14 protein-coding genes are annotated in these 24,414 nt (G+C 40.1%); 11 read left to right on the top strand and 3 right to left on the bottom strand.

The annotated features are described in order from the left end of the window. The first annotated feature begins 2 nt into the window (after positions 1-2). From OKW21_RS23975 to OKW21_RS23950, 6 genes are read left to right on the top strand one after another with little or no spacing between them, the layout of a single operon-like run. Positions 3-1,181, top strand: a complete 1,179-nt coding sequence (locus OKW21_RS23975; RefSeq protein ID WP_277484417.1) for a glycosyltransferase family 61 protein — start codon at positions 3-5, stop codon at positions 1,179-1,181. A gap of 55 nt (positions 1,182-1,236) precedes the next feature. Next, complete coding sequence (locus tag OKW21_RS23970; RefSeq protein WP_277484415.1) at positions 1,237-2,184, top strand: sulfotransferase domain-containing protein; 948 nt, start codon at positions 1,237-1,239, stop codon at positions 2,182-2,184. Further along, positions 2,175-3,680, top strand: a complete 1,506-nt coding sequence (locus tag OKW21_RS23965) for an O-antigen polymerase (protein WP_277484413.1) — start codon at positions 2,175-2,177, stop codon at positions 3,678-3,680. Before OKW21_RS23970 ends, OKW21_RS23965 begins: the two co-directional genes overlap by 10 nt. After that, a complete protein-coding gene (locus OKW21_RS23960) occupies positions 3,677-4,816 on the top strand; it encodes a glycosyltransferase (RefSeq protein WP_277484411.1) in 1,140 nt (379 codons plus the stop codon). The genes OKW21_RS23965 and OKW21_RS23960 overlap by 4 nt, the downstream gene beginning before the upstream one ends. A 4-nt stretch (positions 4,817-4,820) precedes the next feature. Then, positions 4,821-5,996 carry a glycosyltransferase family 4 protein gene (locus OKW21_RS23955; protein ID WP_277484408.1) on the top strand — a complete coding sequence of 392 codons (1,176 nt, stop codon included), beginning with the start codon at positions 4,821-4,823 and terminating at the stop codon, positions 5,994-5,996. Beyond that, positions 5,993-6,841, top strand: a complete 849-nt coding sequence (locus OKW21_RS23950) for a sulfotransferase family protein (RefSeq protein ID WP_277484405.1) — start codon at positions 5,993-5,995, stop codon at positions 6,839-6,841. The genes OKW21_RS23955 and OKW21_RS23950 overlap by 4 nt, the downstream gene beginning before the upstream one ends. Here the strand turns inward: OKW21_RS23950 and OKW21_RS23945 are convergent. The 3 genes from OKW21_RS23945 to OKW21_RS23935 all read right to left on the bottom strand — a co-directional run bounded on the left by OKW21_RS23945 (position 6,838) and on the right by OKW21_RS23935 (position 10,423). Beyond that, the gene (locus OKW21_RS23945; protein ID WP_277484401.1) at positions 6,838-8,253 is read right to left on the bottom strand and encodes a capsule assembly Wzi family protein; all 1,416 of its coding nucleotides are present in this window, start codon (positions 8,251-8,253) and stop codon (positions 6,838-6,840) included. The genes OKW21_RS23950 and OKW21_RS23945 overlap by 4 nt on opposite strands. 113 nt (positions 8,254-8,366) lie before the next feature. Next, positions 8,367-9,533, bottom strand: a complete 1,167-nt coding sequence (locus tag OKW21_RS23940) for a glycosyltransferase family 4 protein (RefSeq protein WP_277484399.1) — start codon at positions 9,531-9,533, stop codon at positions 8,367-8,369. Positions 9,534-9,742: 209 nt separating this feature from the next. Then, positions 9,743-10,423 (bottom strand): nucleoside-diphosphate sugar epimerase/dehydratase, encoded by a 681-nt coding sequence (locus OKW21_RS23935; protein WP_277484393.1) that lies wholly within the window; start codon positions 10,421-10,423, stop codon positions 9,743-9,745. Between the two features lie 2,065 nt (positions 10,424-12,488). Here OKW21_RS23935 and OKW21_RS32875 point away from each other — a divergent pair. The 5 genes from OKW21_RS32875 (at position 12,489) to OKW21_RS23915 (ending at position 24,304) form a co-directional block, all read left to right on the top strand. Then, complete coding sequence (locus OKW21_RS32875) at positions 12,489-12,692, top strand: transposase (protein WP_477099979.1); 204 nt, start codon at positions 12,489-12,491, stop codon at positions 12,690-12,692. Positions 12,693-13,028: 336 nt separating this feature from the next. Next, a complete protein-coding gene (locus OKW21_RS23930; protein WP_277484389.1) occupies positions 13,029-14,363 on the top strand; it encodes a flippase in 1,335 nt (444 codons plus the stop codon). Between the two features lie 54 nt (positions 14,364-14,417). Then, positions 14,418-15,275 (top strand): sulfotransferase family protein, encoded by an 858-nt coding sequence (locus OKW21_RS23925; protein WP_277484387.1) that lies wholly within the window; start codon positions 14,418-14,420, stop codon positions 15,273-15,275. A 945-nt stretch (positions 15,276-16,220) separates the two neighbouring features. Beyond that, positions 16,221-23,864: a PKD domain-containing protein gene (locus tag OKW21_RS23920; protein ID WP_277484384.1), complete on the top strand. Its 7,644-nt coding sequence runs from the start codon at positions 16,221-16,223 to the stop codon at positions 23,862-23,864. 104 nt (positions 23,865-23,968) lie between these two features. Continuing rightward, a complete protein-coding gene (locus OKW21_RS23915) occupies positions 23,969-24,304 on the top strand; it encodes a transposase (RefSeq protein ID WP_277484381.1) in 336 nt (111 codons plus the stop codon). Positions 24,305-24,414 lie beyond the last annotated feature (110 nt).

Genomic DNA, 24,414 nt, shown 5'->3' with positions numbered 1-24,414 from the left:
CTATGAGTATATCAATCAATTATGAACATATACGTCTGTTAAAAAGAAGTGCTCGTAGCCTTGTATGGAATGTACTAAATCAATTCAGATATAGTCATCCTGGTCCAAAAAAAGTTGGAAATGTGAATATAGCTGATGCACAGCACACTACTATACTATGGAGAGGAGTTCAGCCACAAGCCCAGTATTTTAGTGATCAATTCAAAGAACGGTTTTCAGTGCCAGAAAATATCAGCTTTACCCAGCCCTTTGTAGCTAAGATTGGTAGAGGGCATGTTTTTGGCAAAAGAGGAGATGTGATTACACCTGATGGCATGATTCTGACCGATGTATGCCCTGAAATTCCAAGAAGAAAAGATCATCATTTTCTGATAAGCCGTGGCAAGATGCCCAAGCCAGGTTTCATAGATGGGAGGGTTATGGTATTGAGCTGTGGGCCACACTACAATTATTTTCATTTCACATTTGATGTGATAAGCAGGCTTAGCATGTTTCGTCAAGCAGGGCAGACTGCTGATTACTATTACATAGTGCAGGAGAAGCCATTTCAAAGGGACCTGGCAAAAATATTTGATATCCCAGCTAGTAAAATTATTCCTTTAAAAAAGGATACTCACCTTGTTGCCAAAGAACTGATAGTCTCATCTTTGCCAGGAAATCATCATCAAAATACCCTTGTAAACTTAAAAGATATAGATACTTATCAGTTCATACGCAAATTAGTTTGTGATAAAATCAATAAAGATAAGCTTAAGCACGCTGATCTGATTTACATTCAGCGTAAAGGAAGACGTACAGTAGAAAATGAAGAAGGACTACTGGAAAAGCTCCAGGAGTTTGGTAATTGGAAGGTTGTACAACTGGAAGAGTACAGAGTGTTAGAACAGGCTGAAATTTTTTATCATGCTAAGGTAATTATAGGGCTACACGGAGCCGGTTTAACCAATATCGTATATTGTAAATCTAATACTACACTTATTGAAATTTTCAATCCCGCCTATGTAGAGCCCTTATATTGTCACATGGCCAATTTACTTGAACTAAAGTATTTTCCTCTGATTGCTGAAAGAGAGCATTCCTACTTAAGGAAAGAAAAAGATGTAAAAGGATCTGTGAGAATAGATCTTGAAAAACTTCGCGAGTGCTTAGAATCAGTATTTGAAAGCCGAATGTTGTTCTAATAATAACAGCGTTTCTTGCTTGGAGGTAAAAAAAGTAATGTAAAAAGACAGATCTATGCATTTGAAAAAACAAGCTTCTATTCACAGTAGAGAACTCGTACTGCCCGGAATGGTGATATGTGGTGCTCCCAAATGTGGTACCAGTTCACTTTTTACATGGCTTAATGATCATCCTGAACTGGCAGGGGCTAATCCTAAAGAAACTTTTTTTCTTATGGATCAGGACAATCCCTTACATAATAAACAGTTAAACTTTCATAAAGATGGACTGGAAAAATACGGGAATTTTTTTCTTGATAAAACGGATATGCAGCTTCCCTTTGAAGCTACAACACATTATATGTATCAAGAGACGGCCTTGCAAGTACTGAGTGCTGTTGAGCCCAGACCCAAATTGATATTCCTTCTCAGAAAACCCTCCCAAAGAATACTCTCTTCATTTGAATACTCTAAAAATAATCTGTCTGCTTTCAAAAAAGACTTTTCCTTCATGGATTATACTGACATATTACTTTCTGGCAAAGTGGAGCAATTAGATAATTATGTAAGTCGCAAAAGGAGTTTATATGTATTGAAAAAAGATTTGTACTATAGTACCTATATTCTCTTTTTAGAAAGATGGAAGAAGGCAGCAGGGATAGACAATATTGATATCTATTTATTTGAGGATATGGTGCGTGAACCAGGAATGGTGCTGACAAAAATTGCAGATAGCCTGGGGATTAATGCTAATTATTATAGAGATTATGACTTCAAAAGAAGAAACAGAACCTATACCATAAAGCACAAAAATATACATAAGGCTTTAAATTCATTTTCTTCATTTATTCCTGCCGGAAACCTTAAAAAGGTGGCAAAAAAGATGTATTTTTCATTACAGCATAAGAACTCAAAACCGGAGACTAATGTCCATGAGGCTTTAGTGCTTCTTGATCAGTATTTTGTGCCTTACAATGATGAATTGGAAAAAGCTTTTAACCTAAATCTGATAGCATGGCGTTGACACTAAACCATCCTGCTATAGGAGTGCCTTCACTGGAGGAGGAGCAGAATCCTTATGTGTCTATTTCGTATGAGTACCTTGTGCTGATTTTTCTATATTTCGTGCTATATGAGGCCTTGGTGCCTCTGCTAAAATTACTTTTTGTAGAAACCCTGGTGCCTTATTCATATACTCGTTATACTTTAAACCTGCTGTACAAAACGCTCTTATTTGCACCCATATTTTTTTTCAGAAGAGAAGTGGGTTTTTTACACCCATTGGTATTTATCGTACTTTTATCAGTAGCGCAAAGCATTATGGAGGGCCCAGAACAGTTGATTTCATTTCTTATATTGGAGCCCATGTATGGTAAGGTAGAGGTAACTTCCGGCCCTCTTACCGTTTATAATCAGGCTGAGCTATCATTTCTAGAGATTAAATTAGTTTTGCTCAATATCCTGTCACTTGTGGGTATATATGCCGGCTATTTTACCTCTATTAAGTTGAAAACTTTCAATTTACCCTATTGGAGGCCGAAAAGACTAAAGAGTGTTACCATCCCCATCATTTTATTGTCTCTTGCTTGGCTGGTATTGTATGTTCAGTCTAGAGGAGGTATTACAGCTCATTTTTCTACTTTTGGTTTAGGAAGAGAAAATGCGGTGGGAGAAGATGGTGTTATCCATGTATTGATTAATTTTGGATATTTAGCCACATTGATTTGGTTTGCTTTTGATGATAAGGCTTATAAAAATCCGATATTTTGGCTGGCCTTGGCTACTACCATTCCTACTCAGTTTATTTTGAGAGGCTCTCGATCTTCCATAGTATTTGCTGCCCTTTTGTTTCTGCTTATTTACATCATCAAAAACAGAAATATTCCCACGGTAAGAATTCTCATCGTAGCTTTTATTGCGGTAAATGCGCTAGGGGTATTGGGTGCGCTTCGCAAAAGTACTTTTGGTAGTAATCAGGTGAATTGGGAAATTCTAACCGATTTTAGTTTTAGTACCGCACTTGACTTATACATAAAGGATACTGAACACAGAGATACTCAACAACCTGACCTGACCGCCTTAGAAAAAGGAATACAAAGTGAAGGGATGCTGTGGGGCAAAACCTATTTGGGAGGCTTGTTCTTCTTTGTGCCTAGAGTTGTCTGGGAAAATAAACCACATAGCATTGGGTACTACACGGGTACATTATTATACGGGTCGGCAGGGGGTAAACCACCGGGAGATGTAGTAGAAGCTTATTGGAACTTTCATATAGTAGGTGTATTTTTTGTCTTCTTCTTGTACGGATGTGTACTCAGGTGGCTGGCCAAAATGTTGTTGGCAAACCAGGGAAATTTGGCATTTAATGTCATATTTATCATTATCTTGTTTTATTTCAGACCTAGTAATCTGGGTATGATTAAGTGTTTTCAGCAACTAATGCCTGTACTCTTGCTGCTTTGGCTCATAGGTGCTATTCCACCAAGGATTAATTTAAATCATTTAAGAAAGATCACATGAAAGGGCCGTTTAAGCTATTAGTTTTTGCGTCTTATCTGGGAAGTGGGGGGGCGGAAAAACATACGGTAAGATTATTAAATCATCTTGATCCAAAGGCATTTGAGATATATGTAGTTACTCCAAATAAAAAAGGAACATATGAGCAGGATTTGCTGCCTCATATCAGACTTATCAAAATTGGAAGCAAAAAAGCCTTTCAGCTTTCTGCTACCCTGGCCAGGTTAAGTTGTATATTACCTTTGCGTAAGCAGATCAATCGTCTTCAACCTGATTTGGTGATTACTGTCACCGATTTACATACTTTGATTTATCTTTATGCTACTAAAGGGGTCAAAAGGAAAGTAAAACATATCGCTTTGGTGCAAAACACTATAAGCGAAACCTATGGCAAGACCGTTAGCTTAACAAAAAAGATCATATACTCATCCATTCTTTCTCAATATCATAAAATTGACAAAATTGTGGCTATCTCTCAGGGGGTAGCTCAAGACTTACTGCACCTGATGCCTGCTCTGGAGCAGAAAGTAATGATTATCTATAATATTGGAATTGATCAGGACTTACAGACAAAAGCCTCTCCCATAGCTATTTCTGAAAATAGACCTATAGTATTAGCCTGCGGTAGGCTGGTTCCTCAAAAAGGCTACCCTTACCTGATTAAAGCATTTGCTCAAATGCGCTCCAAAGTGCCAGCAACACTGCTAATATTGGGTGAAGGTAAGCTGATGGATGAGGTGGTACAACTTATCAAAGATTACCGCTTACAAGATCATGTAAAACTACTCGGGTTTCGTGCCAACCCTTATGAATATATGGCTTCAGCAGATTTATTTGTTCTTTCTTCTGTTTACGAAGGTTTTGGAAATGTGATCGTGGAAGCAATGGCATGTAATGCTCCTGTAATTTCAACGGACTGTCCCCATGGACCTAGTGAGATCATACAACATGGAATTAATGGTTGGCTGGTACCTGTAAAAGATCCAGATAAGCTGGCAACTTCTATGTCTGAGTTATTGCTTAATCAAGAATTAAGAAATACGCTCAGGAAAAATGGTATGAAAAGAGCAATGGATTTTGAAGCTTCTAAAATTGCTCATCAGTATGAGAAATTAATGCAAAGCCTACTGATCAACTAAATATATGAGCAAACACCGGATTCTGTTTTATTTTCCTTTTAACAAAACACTGACTGGTGGTCCGCGAACTCTAATTACTTTAGTAGAACTGCTTGACAAGCGTAAATTTACTCCAGTTGTGGTTACCCAACGACAGAGCTTACTGGTAGAAGAGTTGAAACAAAGAAATATTGAGGTAGTCATTTTTCCTTTACCATCAATATTGGATGTACAGGATGGCAAAGCATTACAATATGGGTTTGGGAAAAAAATATTAGGCTTTATCAAACTCGTGGGCTACAATCGCTCCTTGGTACAATTTATCAAGAAAAATAAAGTAAGGCTTATTTGGTCTAGAAATATTAAAGGAGTGCTTTTTGTTGGGTTTGCCGGCCTTTTTACCCGAGCTCCGCTTATCTGGGATATTGGTTTAGGCGATGCTTTTAAAGGTTTTACGAAGCTACTACACTTTATTGGTTTAAATTTGGCTGACTTGGTAATTACTCAGGGCAAGTCTCAACATGTCGATATGTTTGGCCAAATGTTGACTCACTTATACCAAAGAAAAATGCATTATGTATTTCCTGGGATAGATAAAGATAAAATGCAACTTATCAAGCAGCTCAATGGAAAACAGCAGGGTGATCATTTTTTTAGAATTATCTCAGTGGGTTCCATAGGCCCGAGGAAAAATCAGGAGATGCTAATAGAAGTGGTTAAGCATTTAGTAGAAAAATTCCCTCAATTGAGCGTAGAATTTGTAGGACCTGTGGTAGACGAAGCATACTACCAAAGGCTGCAGGAAACAGTACAAGCTTATGGACTAGCCACTAACATAGCTTTTCTAGGCTGGCGTACCGATATTCCTCAATTGATGTCATGTGCCGATGTCTTAGTTTTATGTTCTTATAATGAAGGAATCCCCAGAGTAATCCATGAGGCCATGCATGTAGGATTGCCTGTAGTGGCTACGCGAGTAGGGGGAGTCCCTGATGCTGTACTCGAAGAAGAAAGTGGCTTTTTAGTTGATGTGGATGATGTAAACAGGATGGTTGAAAAACTATCAATTCTGATTCAAGAACCAGAATTAGTAATGAAGATGGGGGGGCAAGGAAAACGTATAGCTCAAGAAAATTTTACTTACCAGGCATATTATCAAAAGTATGACAGGATTTTTTCGCAACTTATTGACAATACATGATGGCAACTTTAAATTCCTCACATAGCATCTCCTTTATCGGAGTAGGCCCCCAAAAAACTGGCTCTACCTGGTTGTATGAGACCCTTAAAGATCATCCGGAAGTATGCTTGCCTGTGCTTGTTAAAGAAGTTCAGTTTTTTGACTTATACTATCAGAGAGGGCTAAGCGAGTATTGGGAGTATTTTAGTCATAGAAAAGGTGGGCAGGTCTTAGGAGAGATAACACCTGGTTATTTTGATGAATCAGAAGTGCCTAAGAGAATACATGAACATTTTCCGGAAACAAAAATTATCATTTCTTTACGACATCCTGTCAAGAGAGCTGAGTCTTTGTTTCTTCATCACTACAGAAAAGGAAGGGTAAGCAGACGGTTTAGTGAAGCAATAGTTCAGATGCCCAGGATAGTGGACTCAGGAAAGTATAGTGAGCACATATCACGGTGGCAACATTTCTTTAAGCCGGAGCAAATAAAAGTAATCTTATTAGAAGATATAGCTTCATCTCCCGATCAAGTGCTGAGAGAAGTGCTTGAGTTTATTGGAGCGAATAACAACTATAAACCTACCAGGCTAAAAGAAAAAGTCAATAAAAGCGGTGTGCCAAAATATCCCTTAATTGCCAAGTACGCAGCAAAAATGGTACTGAAGCTAAAAGACTATAATATGCATAAAATGGTTAAAATCGGTAAATCTCTTGGGCTTAATAAGGTGTACAGCGGAGGAAAAGAGTTACCATCTTTGTCAGAGGAAGAAAAGCTCCGGATGTTATCTGTCTTTGAAAAGGATGTGCTTTTTGTGGAAGAGCTTTTGGAGAGAAGTTTACCTGCCTGGAAGAAAATTTACTAGCGTTTATGTCTATGATATTGCCATTTTAGCGCTACCATGATTCCTGAAGCATTGTATATCTCTCCTGTATCATAAGCAAACCCTACAGTGCCCTTAAGCTTATTTTTATACAAAGAAGCAGTAGACTCTATCATTAAATACCACTGTCTTAATGGTTGTTTAAAGGCATATTCATAATCTTCAAACCCAGCTTCTTTACTTAACCACCCCTCCTGGCCGCCATTCAATCCTGCATAGGTGCCATAATTATTAGAATAGGTACCCAAAAATCTGAAGCTCAGATTATTTGAAAAAGTTTCTACTCCCACATGATGGGCTTTGATTCTATTGTTAACAATATATTGGAAGAAACTATTAACATTATCCAAGTATTTTGAAGCATGCTCTTCTGTCATAATTAATGGATTGCCGATTATTCTGTCCATGTAAGTCCAGCCAGAGCGATATAGGGCATTATTATAATAGTCATCTCGCCCTCCATAATAGTGACCATAATTGTAAGAAAGGTCTTTGCGAGATATACCTTCAGGAGGGTCAGGTGTACCTGGACCACTTTGGTGGAGTGTATAAAGGTACTCGTAAAGAAAACGGATCGGTATGCCCCCTTTTTGTAAATCAATATCTACCCCTACCAGTCTATCCCTGTTAAAAAAGAACCTCTTAAGACCGGTTTTATCTTCAAAAGGCATTTGGTTATAAATCTTAAGATCAAAATCCTTGGCGTGGGCAGTAATACCATATTCAACGATTCCTAAATGATCACCCAGCGCATTAATATATTCTCCTCTTAAACTTTGGCTTCTGGATGATTTTCCTAAGATAACCCTGAAATAATCTCCAAAATTTTGTGGAATCGTATCTCCTCTAGGGTGGTTACCTCCCCAAAGTGCAAAATGATTAATACCCACGTAAAAATTCACAGGCAAAGTCACATTGCTTTTCAAGTAAAAAGATTTAAAGTGTAAATAGGGGTTTTCAATGTACCTGTCTTTCTCCAACCAGGCATGCCCAAACGTTCCTTTAATTTTAACAAATCCATTTGTCAAAGGAAGATTTACAAAGCTATCAATAGCGATCTGTATCATGGGAAAAGGCCTGATGTTTTGACTGATTGCCAGAGAACCTGTAGATAGAGAAGGCACGTGAACACCCAAAGTTTGTTCTCTGCGCCCTGCATATATGCTAATAGCTTTATATTTTATTCCTAAATACCCTTGTTGAATAAATAAGTCAGTTCCTTTTGTAGTATAGCGTCCAAAGATAGTAGCATTAAAAGAAAATGATAATGGTTTATCTTTCTCGAAAGCCCTGTTGATACCAAGTCCAATCAACTGATTAAATGAAGTATCCTCAACTAGCCCATATTGATTTGCAACCAGATAATGAGGAGCATTTTTATCAAATGATAACACAGCTAAAGAGTTAACTTCATAAGTTAAGCTATCAAAAAACTGTGCGTAAGCGAAATCAAGTTTAATGATTAAGAGAAATAAAAATACCTTCTTAATTGTCAAATTAGAATAAATTAGTTTGTAGGTTGAAAGTCAAGATTAGGCATAAGCATATTTTCTCTGAGTTCTTGCAAAGCATTTGAATAAACCTGATGTGTATCATGAGCTACTTTGTTAAGGGAGAATTCTTTTTCTGCTTTTATTCTACTCATCATTCCCATCTTTTCAACTAAGCTTCTATTGTTAAGAAGTTTAAATATGGCATTAGCAAGGCTAATATGCTCACCTTTAGGTACCAAAAAACCATTGACATTATCATCAACTACTTCTTTACAACCTCGGTTTTGAGTAGTAATAATGGGACGGGCAGTAGCTGCTGCTTCAATTAAAAATTTAGGAGTTCCTTCTGTATGTTTAGATGGAAAACATACTAGATGACAATTTTTTAGAAGTTCAGGCATGTTTTCCTGAAAGCCTAGCCATTTGACATACCCCTGATCTTCCCAGGAGCGTAGTTTTTCAGGAGTAATGGAAGATGGATTCCCACTATCTACATCACCTGCAAGGAGGAAATTAACCTGGGGGTATTGCTTTTTTACTATTTTAGCGGCTTCAACAAACTCACCTATTCCTTTTGTCCATAACATGCGAGAGCCTAATAAGATGTTAATTTGATCTTGTGGAATAGGTTGGGGTAAAAATTTAGCTAAGTCAACGCCTGAGCTTTTGATCAGATAAGCATCCTTTTCTTTTACATAATTATTACTCACAAACCTAAAACGATCCTCAGTATTTTGAAATATGACCTTACTATTTGACAATGATAATTTGTAACTCCAATAACCAAAGGGCCTCAGTAGTCTGGCTTTTATGGCGGGGCTGGCAAAAACGTATCCTAAGCCAGCGATAGAGTCAATGACGATAGGAACATGAGCTAACCTTGCTGCAATGGATCCATATAGATTACATTTTATTGTAAAATGATGTACAATATCTGGTTTTTCTTCTTCATAAATATTTGTAAGCTGTCTTATTGTACTGCTTTCTCTTAATGGGTTCATTCCACATCGGCTCATCGTAATAGGTCTCCAGCGAAACCCTGCTGCTTTTATATTTTTTACATACTTTCCAGGGGGAGATACCATTACTATCGTATAGCCTTTCTCTTTCAAGATTAAGTCAATGGGCATCCTGTAATTATAAAGATACCAGTCTGTATTAGCAAAACATAACAATTTCATAGTTTGGCAGGTATAAATGTGTAGTGATTAGACTTTGATGGTTGTTTAGTAATATATTTGGCTATGAAAGCCTTCAGTGGCTTACTCAAATGGAAATGAAGTCGTTTATATTTTCATTCTAGAACATTTCAAGCTACAGTTCCTTATTATACCGTTAGATATCAATGCAGTGTTCTCAAGACGTAGGTGTAGTAACATAGGAGTAGTATTTAAGCTTGTATACGTTCTTTTTGAGTATTTGAAGTAGTGTGATTATAGGCAAGCGTAGAGCGCTTTCTTGTATCCTTATCATATAGGTCCTCAGGCTCCAAACTGTCAACAAGGCTGAAATAGATAAACTGCTTATCTGCAAAATTTTTTAAGCTTTGAACAATCTTCGTATTATAAGGCAGGGCATAATGGATATGGGAAATCTTATTACTTAAGCAATAATCTTTTACGTCATCAATCTTTCCTATTACCTTTTCGTTAAGTGTATGGTTATCAAAAAAACCGGCAAATTTATGCCCCAAGCCTAAACCATCAATCTTTTGATAAACATTTAGTCCGGCCTTTGTATAGCCGATAACAATGTATGTAGAATAATTACCGGAAGAGTTTCTCCAAAATTTTATAGAAATAGTAAGGACACCTTTGATAAGAATCATTACTGATCCCAGAATAAGGTGAAAATATGTCGATTCATAAAAACTATCAAAGGGGACTAAAGCAGTTAAATTGACAATAGAAAAACATACAAAGCTGCCAAAGAAGGTAACGCGAAAAATCTTATTGAAATAAATAAGTTGAAAAATATCATAGAAGGAGAAAAGAATACATATTACTATCCAGAGCAGAGTAGTAGTCATAATCGTAGTAGACGAATATTGGCTATACCCTAATACATTCATTAGCTTATATGCTATTAAAATGCATATGATATCTATTGTCATTAATATCAATAGGAGTGTCCTAGAGTAAATACTCTTTGTATTGAATAATCTCATGACAATAAGCTGGTTAGTTTAGAATATACAAATTTTAGCTCTTCCCTTTTAAAGAGATGACGCACAAAAGCCATTTGCCCATAATGGGCAGGGATTATTTAACTAATAATATGTTTAGTAGTAAATATGAAGCAAGAAATAAAATATCCTATTTTTCCTTATTAATATAAAGCAATAGCGCCAGATAAACTAAATATTTAACTAATTTTTATAAATATTAAATACTTTACTTGAGGTTTAAGAGAAAATTTCAACCAAGTAGCTTACATAAAATGCATTTAATGCTATAAATCTACTTTTGAGGAATACCACACCCTATTACGGCAGCACTAAAAAAGAAACACCCTTACAGGCAGATAGCCTCGGGGTGTAGCGATAACAATTGCTTGTTTTTGTGACCGATAGCGCTGTTGTTCAAGCCGCTCAAACAGAATTTTCTCTTAACGTATTGTGCAAAGAGATAATCAAAACACTATTGAGATCCAGATGGGGCAGCCATGCTGGCTAATCTCTTGATTACTTTGATCAAAAGCAGAGGTAAGTGCAAATGGGCTTATGCCAACCTGGTGACCGTGCTGAGGTAGCAACTCATGAAAAAATCAACTTATACACTTTCCCTGAAGACCCGGAAGGAAAGAAACTGGAGGGCTGGGTTGAGTAAAATAAACAGAAACATCAAGATTCATTTAAATACAGAGTGGGAATGTAGAAAAATTGATCACTAAGTATCAGTGACCTAAATACGAATTTTATCTCATCCCTCTCTTTAGCGGATAACCAACTAATAAGGAATCTCAGAAATTTAAGGCTATGAATGATAATACAGAAAATCTTTACTTCAGCTAATCATCTAGCTCATTGATAATTCTCAAAATTTATTAAACAAGAAGTCAAAATGAACAAAATAAATAGTACCAACCTGCCTACTGATACACTGGCTAAGAAGCGTTTTCCGCTACAGCAATGAGCTCTGGCTTTAGGCAATATATCGGCAATCCGTCACTTATCAGGTATAATCATGCCAGATTCCTACAGTAAAAAACTAGGCTCACAGAGTTAGGGTTAGAGGGAACTGAAAGACCTTCTCCCTGCCTAAAAGTTCATCCGGGTAGTTAACCACCTCTTTGGTAGCCAAAATGTGATGCTATTAAGCTGATAATTTCTCTTAATAACATGTAGTCACCTGCTACATTTCTATCAGCTCAAATTTGTATTTACCCAAGTAATGAGCACTTTTTACAATTTATTTAATAAATAAATTGTAAAACAGCAGTACTATTTTTATTGCTATGACATTATGTCAATTTAATCAAAAATGCTACTTAATTATATGCGAAATTATAAAGTTGGTGATTTCTCATTATGATACATTAAAATATTATTAATAATTACATGCTATGGTCTAACCCTGTAGTATGATTATTTAAATAATTTACTTTACCTAGTGTTACTATTTATACTATATAAATATAAGTTTAGAAAATATTACCATTATTGTTTTAATATATTGCTTTTTTTTGTAAAAACTTACATGCACAAAAAAGAAAAACTGAGGCTTTATGCTAAGATAATGAGTCATAAAAAAACCTGCTTCTCAATTTGATAGCCTCTTGATCCATAAGTTTGCCGCTTATTAAGAGTAAGTAAGCACATAGACATAATTAATCTAAATTGCGAGATGTCAAGCTAGTTGACAAAGCGTAAAGGTGAGAATGTAAAGTCCAAGTTTACGTATAGAACCTCCTTAGTGAGCGCATGAATTTTTTTTACAAAGAAGTTCGTGATTTGGCTGAAGGTGACTCATCACGATGGTACTATATATCCCATCACTGAATAAATATTCCCCTGAAAGCAGCGTGCTGCCATAAGAGCTGTAGCTAAAATTTCAGCATCACTCATTTTATAATGCACATCTGTTTCGGTAGTGATCTTTTTGTAAGGACAGGAATTTTGAAAGAATAGCAATGGGATGGAAGTTTGCAAAATGCGACTCAAACAAACTCTCCCTTGTCCACATTGCCAAAGTAAATATACATTTAAGAAAGGCAAAACATATAATGGCAATCGGATCGCCGAACGACAGAATCATAAGTGTAAAATCTGTAAAAGACAATTTGTGGAACGGAAAATAGAGCCCCTTGATGAGTTCAAAGAAGAGATTCTTTGCTTCTAAAGCGACTGTCTTTATGAGGCATTAATTCTCCCTCAAAAATTACTACTGTGTAATGGGCCGAATTAAAGCGGACAAAATACCATAGGAATTCAAAAAAATCGATGTTTCCTCAGCTAAAATAAAGGTTAGCACTCCCCATTAATTTTCACATACACAATCTTTGTGATTTATCTATAATATACTGGTGAGTTGATATGGAGCATTTTAAGTAAAGATCACAATATTCACAAAACAATAATGTTCAAGCATTATTGTTGCCAATCCTTTAGGAATTATATCTTAGTATTATCATATTCGCTATTATCTATGTATAGTATTTTGATAATTACTAGCTGATTGTGTAAAACGGACAACAAGCCCCCTGCCTATGCTGTCTTATTGGAGAAAGGCTTACAAAAGCTGAAGCTGGGAGGAGGAGCTAAAAAGTATATATATAATTTTTCATGGCTGTACTTACAGAATGTCGTGAGGATGGGCATGGGCTTTTTGGTAGCGGTATGGGTTATCCGTTACTTAGGTCCAGACCGTTACGGTATTCTCAGTTATGTACAGAGCCTGGTAGCCCTGGTGGCTGCCGTAGCTTCCCTGGGCATTGACCAGATCGTAATACGGGAGTTAGTCAGGCAACCCGATAAGCGCTCAGTGCTCTTGGGTACCGCCTTTGCTATTAAGCTCAGCGGGGCCAGTCTGGCCATACTACTTATAATGTCTGGTATCAGCTTGTCGGAAGAAGATAGCCTGACCCGGCTGCTGACCCTCATCATTGCAGCTGGTATGATCTTCAAAAGTGTCAATGTCATAGACTTTCTTTTTCAGGCAGATGTCAGGTCTAAGTATATGGTGCTGGCCAATCTGCTGGGTTTTGGCATCATGACGGTCCTTAAAGTAGTACTTATCCTCATGGACGCACCTCTGTTGGCCTTCGGAGGAGTAATCCTGCTGGATTCGGTTTTCAATGCGATACGCCTGGTCTTTTACTATAAGAAAGAGTACTTCAGCATCGGGAGTTGGTCTTTCGATAAAGCGTTGGCCGGTAAAATTCTCAAAGAGAGTTATCCTCTTATACTTTCCGGCATCTCTATCTCTATTGGAATGAGAATAGACCAGATCATGCTGAAAAGTTATCTGGACGCGGAGAGTGTAGGTGTATATGCCGCGGGAGTACGTCTGGCTGAAGTGTTTAATTTTATTCCGATGATCGTGGGGCAGTCTATTTACCCCAAATTAATTAACCTCAACCTGGATGCGGAAAAAGAAAAAAATACCGTTGTTCGCATCATTAGAGGCGTTTTTTTTGCACTGGCAGGGTTGGCGGTGGGCATTAACCTTATCTCTTACTATGCGGTGAGTCTGCTGTACGGAGAAGAATATATTATGAGTTATCAGGTGCTCAATATACTGATCTGGACCATACCCATGATCTATCTGGGCATTATTACCAACAAGCTATTACTAATCCGTAAACATAATATCACAATTTTTGTAAGACAGGCTTTGGTAGCGTTCTGCAATGTAGGTCTGAACCTCATCATGATTCCCTACTACGGGATAGTAGGTTCTGCCATCGCGACCTTGGCAGCCATATTTATCGTCTTATGCCTGGAATACTTTATTCCCAAGCTACGGTGGGTCTTTGTATTAAAAGTAAAAGCACTATTTACCTACAAATGAGAAAATTGGATTTTCAAGTCATGAAATACATTTATCCTGGAAGCTATTGATCAAATGAAAAAGATTTTTATCGTAGGCGTTCCCAGGTCAGGGACAACACTTACACAATCCATCCTGGCAGCGCACCCTCAGGTCTTCTCTACCCGCGAAACACATTTTATTCATCGTATGAGGAGACAAACAGCAGGTCTCAGGTTTCTGGATCACTTTACCCTTCACAAAAAAAGTGTAGACTCCGCCCTGGACAAGCTTGCCACTCAGTTTCCTGAGCTGTACCGGCAGTATGAGCGAGATGCCAGGGCCTGTCGAAAACTTTCGGATACGGTAAAGTTACTGGATCATCTGTTTACCACCGCAGCACTGGCAGACAAAAAGACTCATTGGGTAGAGAAATCACCCGAACATGTAGGCTACATCCGGCTAATTGACAGACATATTGAGCAGTCAATCTTCATCCATACCATCCGCGATCCACGTGATAACATCGCCTCACTTTATGATGCCGGAAAAAAATATGCTGACCTTTGGGTAGATCAAAATACCGTGCAGCAGTGTATTGATCGTTATAAGTATTTTCTTTCTAAGAGTATTGATTTTATACATAAAAAGGGACACTTTTTCCTGCTCTACGAAAAGCTGATTACTGAACCAAGTCAACAGATAGAAGCTTTATATGCTTTTACCGAGCTCAAGGGTTATGCTGTGAATGTACAGATGATTGATTCAGGAAACACGAAAATAACCAGTGAAGAAGAACCCTGGAAGAAAGAAGTGGGCAAAGGCTTGCAGGATACCCGTTTGCTAAAATACAATCAGCTGTTTAGTGCGTCTCAAAAGAAGCTTATTCAGGACCAGACTGAACAGCAGTATCAGGAACTGATAGCCCACATTGAAGCACAAAGCCTGCTGTAAAGCAATGAGTAAGACTGAAGATGTCCCTTAAGACTTCAGCTTAGTCAATAATGTTAGACAAACGATTAGCATGTTAAAACGAATAATGATTTTCTCAATCGGTGCTATTCAGGCTACTGTCCTGAAGTGAAAAGTCCTTCCGTCTCGTTTTAAGCACCAGCGACCCAGGCCGGGTACTATTTTATTTCAAGCCTAAAATTTGGTATGTCAACCTTCTACAGCAAATAAATATTTTATTATTTATGCTCAGCCATTTATAACGCTGCTACCTAAGTAATAATGAGGGGTTGTGTAGAGTTTGAGTGGAGGCGCTTAAAGAGCAATCTGTAAAATCTGCTTATCATCCAGGCTATAGCCTGTCGTCATTCCCTGATCTTTTCTTGTGCTATAGTCTTTTAGTCCCGGCCTGCAACATACAGAAGCGGCATCAAGCCATGACTATTAGTATAGAAGAAGAAAGAAATATTGGGATTAAATAAAGAATTTTTTTTTTGTGGACTGAAGCAGGTTCTGTACACCCGTGCGTGTGCTTATTAGTAAAGTATAAACGTAAAATATAGCTGCTAAAATAGGTGATTAGGAAAAGGGGTTAATGGGCTGTCAATAAATACTTTTCTGTCATAAAATCGGATTTTCAGATGTACCATATTAGTAAAATGCAATAGGGTGTTTTATGATTGTTTTTGATATTCCTTATTCGTTTTGCATTTTGTTAACAAACACACATAGAATTTTTAAAATACTTGACAAATAATCTAATTAATGCTAAAATTGTTAATTAGAATGCAATGTAAGTAAATATTGATTTTTTAAACGGTTTGATCTGCATTATAAACCTTCTGACAGAAAGATCCAACACATTATTTTAAGCTACTTAAGTACTGGAATAACACTATGAAGGCATCATTTACATTTTTATTGACTTTTTACTGTGCTATGCTGCACATGCATACACTCTTTGCACAAACGAATAACTTTAATGTTAAGGTTAATTTTCAGGATCAGGCCACGGTGCCTCCGGTAGATTATGTGGCTGACTTCGGGCAGGCCTACCAGCTCAAGTCTGACGGGCTTAGCTATGGCTGGCTGAGCATGGCTACCCAATCACCTATAGACCTTACTACGCCTGGAACGGGGGTAGGGCGTAACCGAAATGTAGGAGGGGTATCACTTATTCAAAATACCCTGATCCATATGCAGGGGGATGACATTCAAGGATGGACTGGCAACAGGGCTACAGAAGCCTACTGGGAAATAGAAGTGCCTAATGGATTTTATGATGTTAGCGTGAGTGTGGGTGATCCGGTGGTAGAAGGGAATCCTAATAATCTGTCGGTACACCATATTAATGTGGAAGGAGTGGTGGCGATTAATGACTTTATTGTAAATAATAGCCTGCCTGCAGGTGATCCTTCCCGCTTTCAGGCCGCTACTGTAACTGTAGAAGTGAGTGACGGCCGCCTTACCATAGATCCGCTAAGTAGTCAGTCTAAAAATACCAAAATAAATTCAGTAGAAGTACTATCGGTTAATCCTAGTGGTAATGAAGTACTGGAGTTCTCAGACCCAAGTCTGGCAGTAGAGCTGTACGAGAATGCTGATCCGGTAAACAAAAGTAACTTTATATCAGCAACTAACTTTGTGCCTTCTCCGGTAGATGTTAACCTGACCGCTGATTCCGGGGGCAGTACGCCCGGCTGGATCAAAGTAGGAGGTCAATTACTTGATGGTACTGTCATACACAATACTGCTGAGGCAGAGATTGTTTTTGAGTTTGATCCGACCGGGCTGAGTGCGGGTGTATATCAGGCGACGGTGACTGCCAGTGGGCCCAATCAAACTACGACCAGCTTCACTGCTGAGCTTACTGTCAGCCCACCCTTACCATTGACTTTTCCGGTACAGATTAATTTTCAGGATGCGCAGACTACTACTCCTGCCGGCTGGGAGACAGACTTTGGTGACGCTTATGGGGTAAAACCAAATGGGTATACCTATGGTTGGCTAAGCATTGATGGCAGCAAAACGCCCCTGAGCCTGGTAGGCAACGGACGTAATCGTAATGTAACCGGCTTTACTGTACTGCAGAATACGCTAATGCATATGCAGTATGATGATGTAGGAGGAAGTGGCATAAACGAAGAAGGCATGTGGGAGATAGAAATACCTAATGGTGACTACAGGGTTACTGTGGTTGCGGGAGATCTGGCTTCTGAAAACCTGAGCGGAACGCAGCACCATATCAATGTGGAAGGAAAAAATGTGCTTTCTTATCAGGCAGCCATCGGACAATCCAATTTGGAAACACGCGTAGACATTGTCAAAGTAAATGATGGTAAGCTTAGCCTGGATGCCACTGGAGGGTTTAACACCAAGCTTGTCTCTCTCACCATTGAAGAGTCAGAAAACAGTACGCAACCACAGGTGCTGGGAACCAGCATCCCGGATGGGGCCATGGACGTAGATCTTCTGCCTACAATCAGCAGTCTTAACCTGTATCTTCCTAATTCAGGTATCGATCCTGTTGCGCTTAATAATACCAATGTTAAGCTTTATGAGGTGACAGAAGATCCTGAGATTCAAGGAGGTGAAATCCTCACAAATGTAGTATCAACAATCGGTACTTCCGGTGGCTTTGACGTAATCAGTCTTACCCCCAACACTAAACTAAAAACCAATACCAGGTACAAGTTCGAGGTAAGCGAAAATCTCCTTGACCAGTCAGGCGTTGCATTTCTTCCTTATAGTTCATACTTCACCACCGGTAATGGAGCTTCTTCTTATAATGGTCCTATTGAGTTTGTGGGACGTACTACTGTAGCTACCGGCGGTAATGGATATACTTCTCTGGTCATTGGTCCGGATGAGAAACTCTACGGCATTACTTCTGATGGCTATATCAAACGGTGGGACATTGACCGCTCAACCGGTCTTCTGGAAAATGAGGAGTTAATTACTACACTTAGGGATGCTGAAGGCGGAAACAGATTAGCTGTTGGGATGACCTTTGACCCCAATGCAACTGCACAAGACTTACAGGTCTGGGTCTCTCATACCAAGTATGGCTTTTCGGATCAGCCCAACTTTCAGGGAAAAATCAGTAAGCTGGAAGGTAGTAATCTGGAAACAATCACCGATTATGTCATTCACCTGCCGCGCTCTAAGAAGGACCACGTAACCAATAGTATAGAGTTCGGGCCCGATGGTGCGCTCTACATATTACAGGGGTCTTTGTCAGCCATGGGAGCGCTTGAGAACGCCTGGAATCGTCACGAAACTCTGCTGTCAGCCAGTCTGCTCAGATTGGATGTAGCCCAGATCAGCAGTCAGAGCATTAGCTTACCGATAGACGCGCAAACAGAGGAAGGGGGTACGTTTAACCCCTATGCTACCAATGCTCCCTTAACCATTTACGCAAATGGGATACGTAATGCATACGATATGGACTGGCATAGCAATGGCCAACTCTATGTACCTACCAATGGTTCGGCTGGTCTGGCGAATGCCCCAGGTTCCGACCCTGCAAGCACGGACTATCGCGAACCTCAGTACCAGGCCTATGGCGGGCCGCTTGTGCCCTACGTATCAGGGATTACCACACAAAACGATTATTTATTCAGGGTTGAAGAAGGAGGGTACTATGGTCACCCTAACCCCAGAAGAGCAGAGTATGTATTGAATGGCGGTAACCCCGGCACAAGTACGCCCTGGCCAGACGCTGTTGTTTCCCAGTACCCTGAAGGCACACAGGTCGATGCCAATTATCGGGGGTACTCGGCCAACCTGGGTAAAAACAAGTCACCCAACGGCATCATAGAATATCAGAGTGATGCTTTCAACGGGGCTTTAGCAGGCAAGCTAATCAATGTGTGGTATACGCCAGGCATACTGGTAGTGATGGAACCGGGTGCTGGTCCGGATCATGAAATTGAAAATATCATTGAAGACATCCCCAGTCTAAATGCCTTTAACAAACCATTGGACGTTATTGAAGATGTGGTTACCGGAAATTTGTATGTTTCAGAATACCAGGATATACAGGGCGGTATGGGAAAAATTACACTTATTAAGCCTTCCATTCCCCCTTCTAATGTAGTTAATCCTATTACCGATATCCAGATCAATTTTCAGGATGAGGCTAGTGAGTCTCCTGAAGATTGGCTTAAAGATTTTGGAGAAGATTACGCCCTGCGGAATTTACCCTCACAGGGAGGTGGACAGCTTAGCTATGGATGGTTGAGAACCGACATGAGTACACCACTGGACCTGAGTGATCCGGGAAATGGCCGTGCCCGAACCAGTGCGAGCGATCCTTTGCTGAATACCTTCATGCATATGCAGGGAGATGATATTTCCAATTGGAATGATGGAACGCCGGAAGAAGGCGTATGGGGTGTAGCAGTTAACAATGGTTTTTATGAAGTCACTGTCTCTGTAGGCGATGCGGACGAAACAGGAAGCACTCATCACATCAATGCTGAAGGTGTTAATGTGATTGACAGGTTTCAGCCTTCTGGTGCTAATGGCTCGGCTTCACGCTTCAGCACTGCTACTGCCGCTATTCATGTAACAGATGGTGTGTTAAATCTGGATGCGATGGAAGGAGGCTTCAATACAAAAATCAATAGTGTAAGTGTAGTACCACTGGATTCCGTCTTCGCTCCACCGGCATTAGAGGTAAATCTGGCAGGAGACAATTTCCAGCAAACTTATCTGAACAGCGTTGAGGTATCCTTTAGCAGTACGCCTAATGCTAGCGGAGCATCCCAGGTAAACTTATCTTATACGCTATTTGATCAGTCAGGAAGTCCTTTACAGTCAGGTAATAATAGCAACGCATTTACGATAGATCAGGTAGGAGCATATACCCTGGTGGTAACAGGTACGGATGATTCTCCCAACCAGAACCAGACCAAAGTAGTACGGCAGTTTAGCGTAGAGGCGGCGAGTGGGGCACTAATCAGCCTGGAAAATATGACTAAAATTCCGGATACTAACATAGGCTTTCCTGCGGATAGCATTTATTCCTTCCATCATATACGGGATCCTACAAACTCTAATGGTGTGGCGGTACGCTTGCACAATACCAATGTCATGCGAATTCATAACCCGGGTGTATCTCCCCTCCAAATCAATGCCATGACCATTACTGATGAAACGGAATTCGTCATCAATACCATAGGTGGTACAGCAGCAGAAAATGTCGGCTTTCCTGTCAGTATTCCAGCGGATGGGTTTTTAGATGTAGAGATGCAGTTTATAGAGAATGGAGGAGGAAAAGGAGATAGGGCTCAGCAGCTTATTATCCATTCAAACGCGGATAATGGCTCTTCGTACACCGTACAATTGTTAGGTAATTATATGGGATTACCTGAAAGTGGCAATGAGTCAAACTCCATACAGCTTTTCCGTGCCTTAGGATTTAAAACTTCTATGAATGGTGACCCGCGCCCCAGTTCTGCGCCTCCACTTCCTGAGGATGTAAATAGTGGAGTACATGGTGACCTGATTTCAGCTTCTGTCTTTGAGCAGGCAGATCCGAACCAACCGGTGAGGGCTTTTCAGTTGGCTGCCTTCAGAGGACCGGGTAATGCCAATACCCGCCTGATTGAAGTTAATTCTGATACGCCTATAGTAGATGAAGCAGGTAACCAATTCTCTTATACCTATGGCCCTCTATGGCATCAAAGCTTATTTCCTAAAACGAATAATAATACATCTAATAAGAAAATAGCGGGAGACTTCTCTAACAGGATTACCCAACCTTTTAGGATACAGGTAGCGCTTTACAGAAGCAGTGGAGGTAATCCAAGTGGAAATCTGGTAGATCAAGTATCAGGAATAAGAATATATAAGGTGTTGAACTATGCCGGAGAAGTAGTGCCTAACCATTATATTGTCATCCAGGATTATGTGAATGATGGTTGCGAAGGGGGTAGTGCCAATTGTGATTGGAATGATAACCTTCAATACTTTATTAATATCAAACCGGTAAATGATCCTTTTGTCGCATTTGCACTGAGCGATGTTATGGTTACGGGGGGCGATGATGTTGTTTACAATGCTTCCACTGCTTTTGATCAGGGATACCCGGGCAATGAATTCACTTATTCGGCACAACTGACAAGTGGTAACCCTCTGCCCTCATGGTTATCCATAGATGAAAACACCGGAGAAGTTCGTGGAACTGTACCGCTGGAAGCGACAGGTGCTATTAATATTCAGGTAACAGCTACTGATTTAAACGGTATTGTAGTGACTGATGCTGATCTTACTTCCTTTAGAATTAACATTAATGAAGCTGTTATAAAACAGGATATCTGGTTGGAAGCGGAATGTGGAGTAATAGGCGCGAACTGGAATGTGGTGAATCTGCCTGAAGCTTCAGCAGGAACTTATGTAACGATCAATACGGGACTGAATAGCTATGGTTCAGCGCCTGGCTCCAGTGCGGATCATATAAGCCATACTTTTACTGTAAATGAAGCAGGCAACTATCAGCTATATGCCCGGGTACGTGCGACTAACTATTCCAATGACTCCTTCTGGGTGAGGCTAGATGGAGGTAACTGGGTACAGTGGAGTGTATCACCCTTAGCCGGTAATTTTGACTGGCGCGAAGTAGGTGTACTCAGCCTGGATTTTGCGGCTGGCAGTACACATACCTTGGATTTTGCTTATCGTGAGGATGGCGCGGATTTGGATAAACTTCACCTGACCGCCAATGGCATTAGTCCTACAGGATTAGGTGACCCGGCAGGAAACTGTAGTAGTGGGGGCAATCAGGCACCGCTGGCAGATGCCGGAGAAGATGTAATGGTAGTAGATAGTGATGATAATGGAACAGAGAGTGTCGTGCTGGATGGAAGTGGTTCCAGTGATGATGGCACGATTGTAAGTTATAGCTGGAGTGATGGCAGTACAGTAGTAGGCACAGAGGCTAATATTACAGTAGATGCCCCTGTAGGTACTACCCTATATACGCTGACAGTGACAGATAACGAAGGAGTGGAAGCTACCGATGCGGTAGAGGTTACTGTAAACACAGCCTCAAGTGAAATCTGGCTGGAAGCGGAGTGTGGAGTGATAGGCGCGAACTGGAATGTGGTGAATCTGCCTGAAGCTTCAGCAGGAACTTATGTAACGATTAATACGGGACTGAATAGCTATGGTTCAGCGCCTGGCTCCAGTGCGGATCATATAAGCCATACTTTTACTGTAAATGAAGCAGGCAACTATCAGCTATATGCCCGGGTACGTGCGACTAACTATTCCAATGACTCCTTCTGGGTGAGGCTAGATGGAGGTAACTGGGTACAGTGGAGTGTATCACCCTTAGCCGGTAATTTTGACTGGCGCGAAGTAGGTGTACTCAGCCTGGATTTTGCGGCTGGCAGTACACATACCTTGGATTTTGCTTATCGTGAGGATGGCGCGGATTTGGATAAACTTCACCTGACCGCCAATGGCATTAGTCCTACAGGATTAGGTGACCCGGCAGGAAACTGTAGTAGTGGGGGCAATCAGGCACCGCTGGCAGATGCCGGAGAAGATGTAATGGTAGTAGATAGTGATGATAATGGAACAGAGAGTGTCGTGCTGGATGGAAGTGGTTCCAGTGATGATGGCACGATTGTAAGTTATAGCTGGAGTGATGGCAGTACAGTAGTAGGCACAGAGGCTAATATTACAGTAGATGCCCCTGTAGGTACTACCCTATATACGCTGACAGTGACAGATAACGAAGGAGTGGAAGCTACCGATGCGGTAGAGGTTACTGTAAACACAGCCTCAAGTGAAATCTGGCTGGAAGCGGAGTGTGGAGTGATAGGCGCGAACTGGAATGTGGTGAATCTACCTGAAGCTTCAGCAGGAACTTATGTAACGATTAATACGGGACTGAATAGCTATGGTTCAGCGCCTGGCTCCAGTGCGGATCATGTAAGCCATACTTTTACTGTAAATGAAGCAGGCAGCTATCAGCTATATGCCCGGGTGCGAGCTCTCTCAGGTAATGATGATTCCTTCTGGGTGAGGCTAGATGGAGGTAGCTGGGTACAATGGAACGTTACGCCTCGTTCCGGTAATTTTGACTGGCGCGAAGTAGGGGTACTCAGCCTGGATTTTGCGGCTGGCAGTACACATACCTTGGATTTTGCTTATCGTGAGGATGGCGCGGATTTGGATAAACTTCATCTGACCGCTAATGGCATTAGTCCTACAGGATTAGGTGACCCGGCAGTTGATTGTGGAAACTCACTTCGTACCGCTCAAAGTGATAAGAATTTAAACGGAGCATCCTTAATATCATCTGATGGTACCTGTAATAATTGTATTGAAATTTTAGCATACCCTAATCCAACACAAAACGGGGAGGTCACTATCAAATTGATGAATATGGATTTGTATGAGTCTCTTGAAGTGAGAGTGATCAACACCAAAGGGCAAATACTACGGCATGAATTTATTGATGATACAAAAGTGATTTCCCAAATGACTCTTAGCCTAGGAGGTTATGGAAGTGGGATATACCTGGTACAAGTCATTGCTAAAGATCAAATATACCAGAAAGAGATTATTAAATTATAGGTACAATCTGTTGTAAAAAAAACCACCTTCAGTTATAGAAGGTGGTTTTTTTTTTGCAATGACAGAATCCAGGTGAATATCTAGAAAGAGCCAAACGTTTAGTCATGTTAGTGGAGCAACATAAAAACGGTAATATAGACTTGTTTTTTGCCGTGGTCCCCACCGGGATTCTGCCTTACCCCGACATCCTCTATGGATGGCAATTGAAAGGAAAGAAAATAAAGCTGGTTTCCAGAGACAGTAAGCGGCTGAGTATTTTCGGGCTCATGAGTTCAAATAACCGCTTGGCAGCCTATCCTACTGAAACAACGACAACTAGAGAGTTTATCGTGCAATGTAGGGACGACTTTATGAAAACCATTAACAAACCTACGGTGGTGGTGGTGGACAATGCGCCCATCTACCGATGTCAAGCTGTGTATGAGCGAATAGAGCAATGACAAGCGCAAGATTTGTACATTTTCTTTCTACCAGAATATATAGACCTCACTTGAACGCTGTAGAAATACTGTGGAGAAAAATGAAATATAAATGGCTCAAACCAGAACAC

It is taken from the genome of Catalinimonas alkaloidigena (genome assembly GCF_029504655.1).
GTDB lineage: Bacteria > Bacteroidota > Bacteroidia > Cytophagales > Cyclobacteriaceae > Catalinimonas > Catalinimonas alkaloidigena.
The sequence above is the reverse complement of the archived record's forward strand: the minus strand, read 5'-3'. Positions and strand labels throughout refer to the sequence as shown.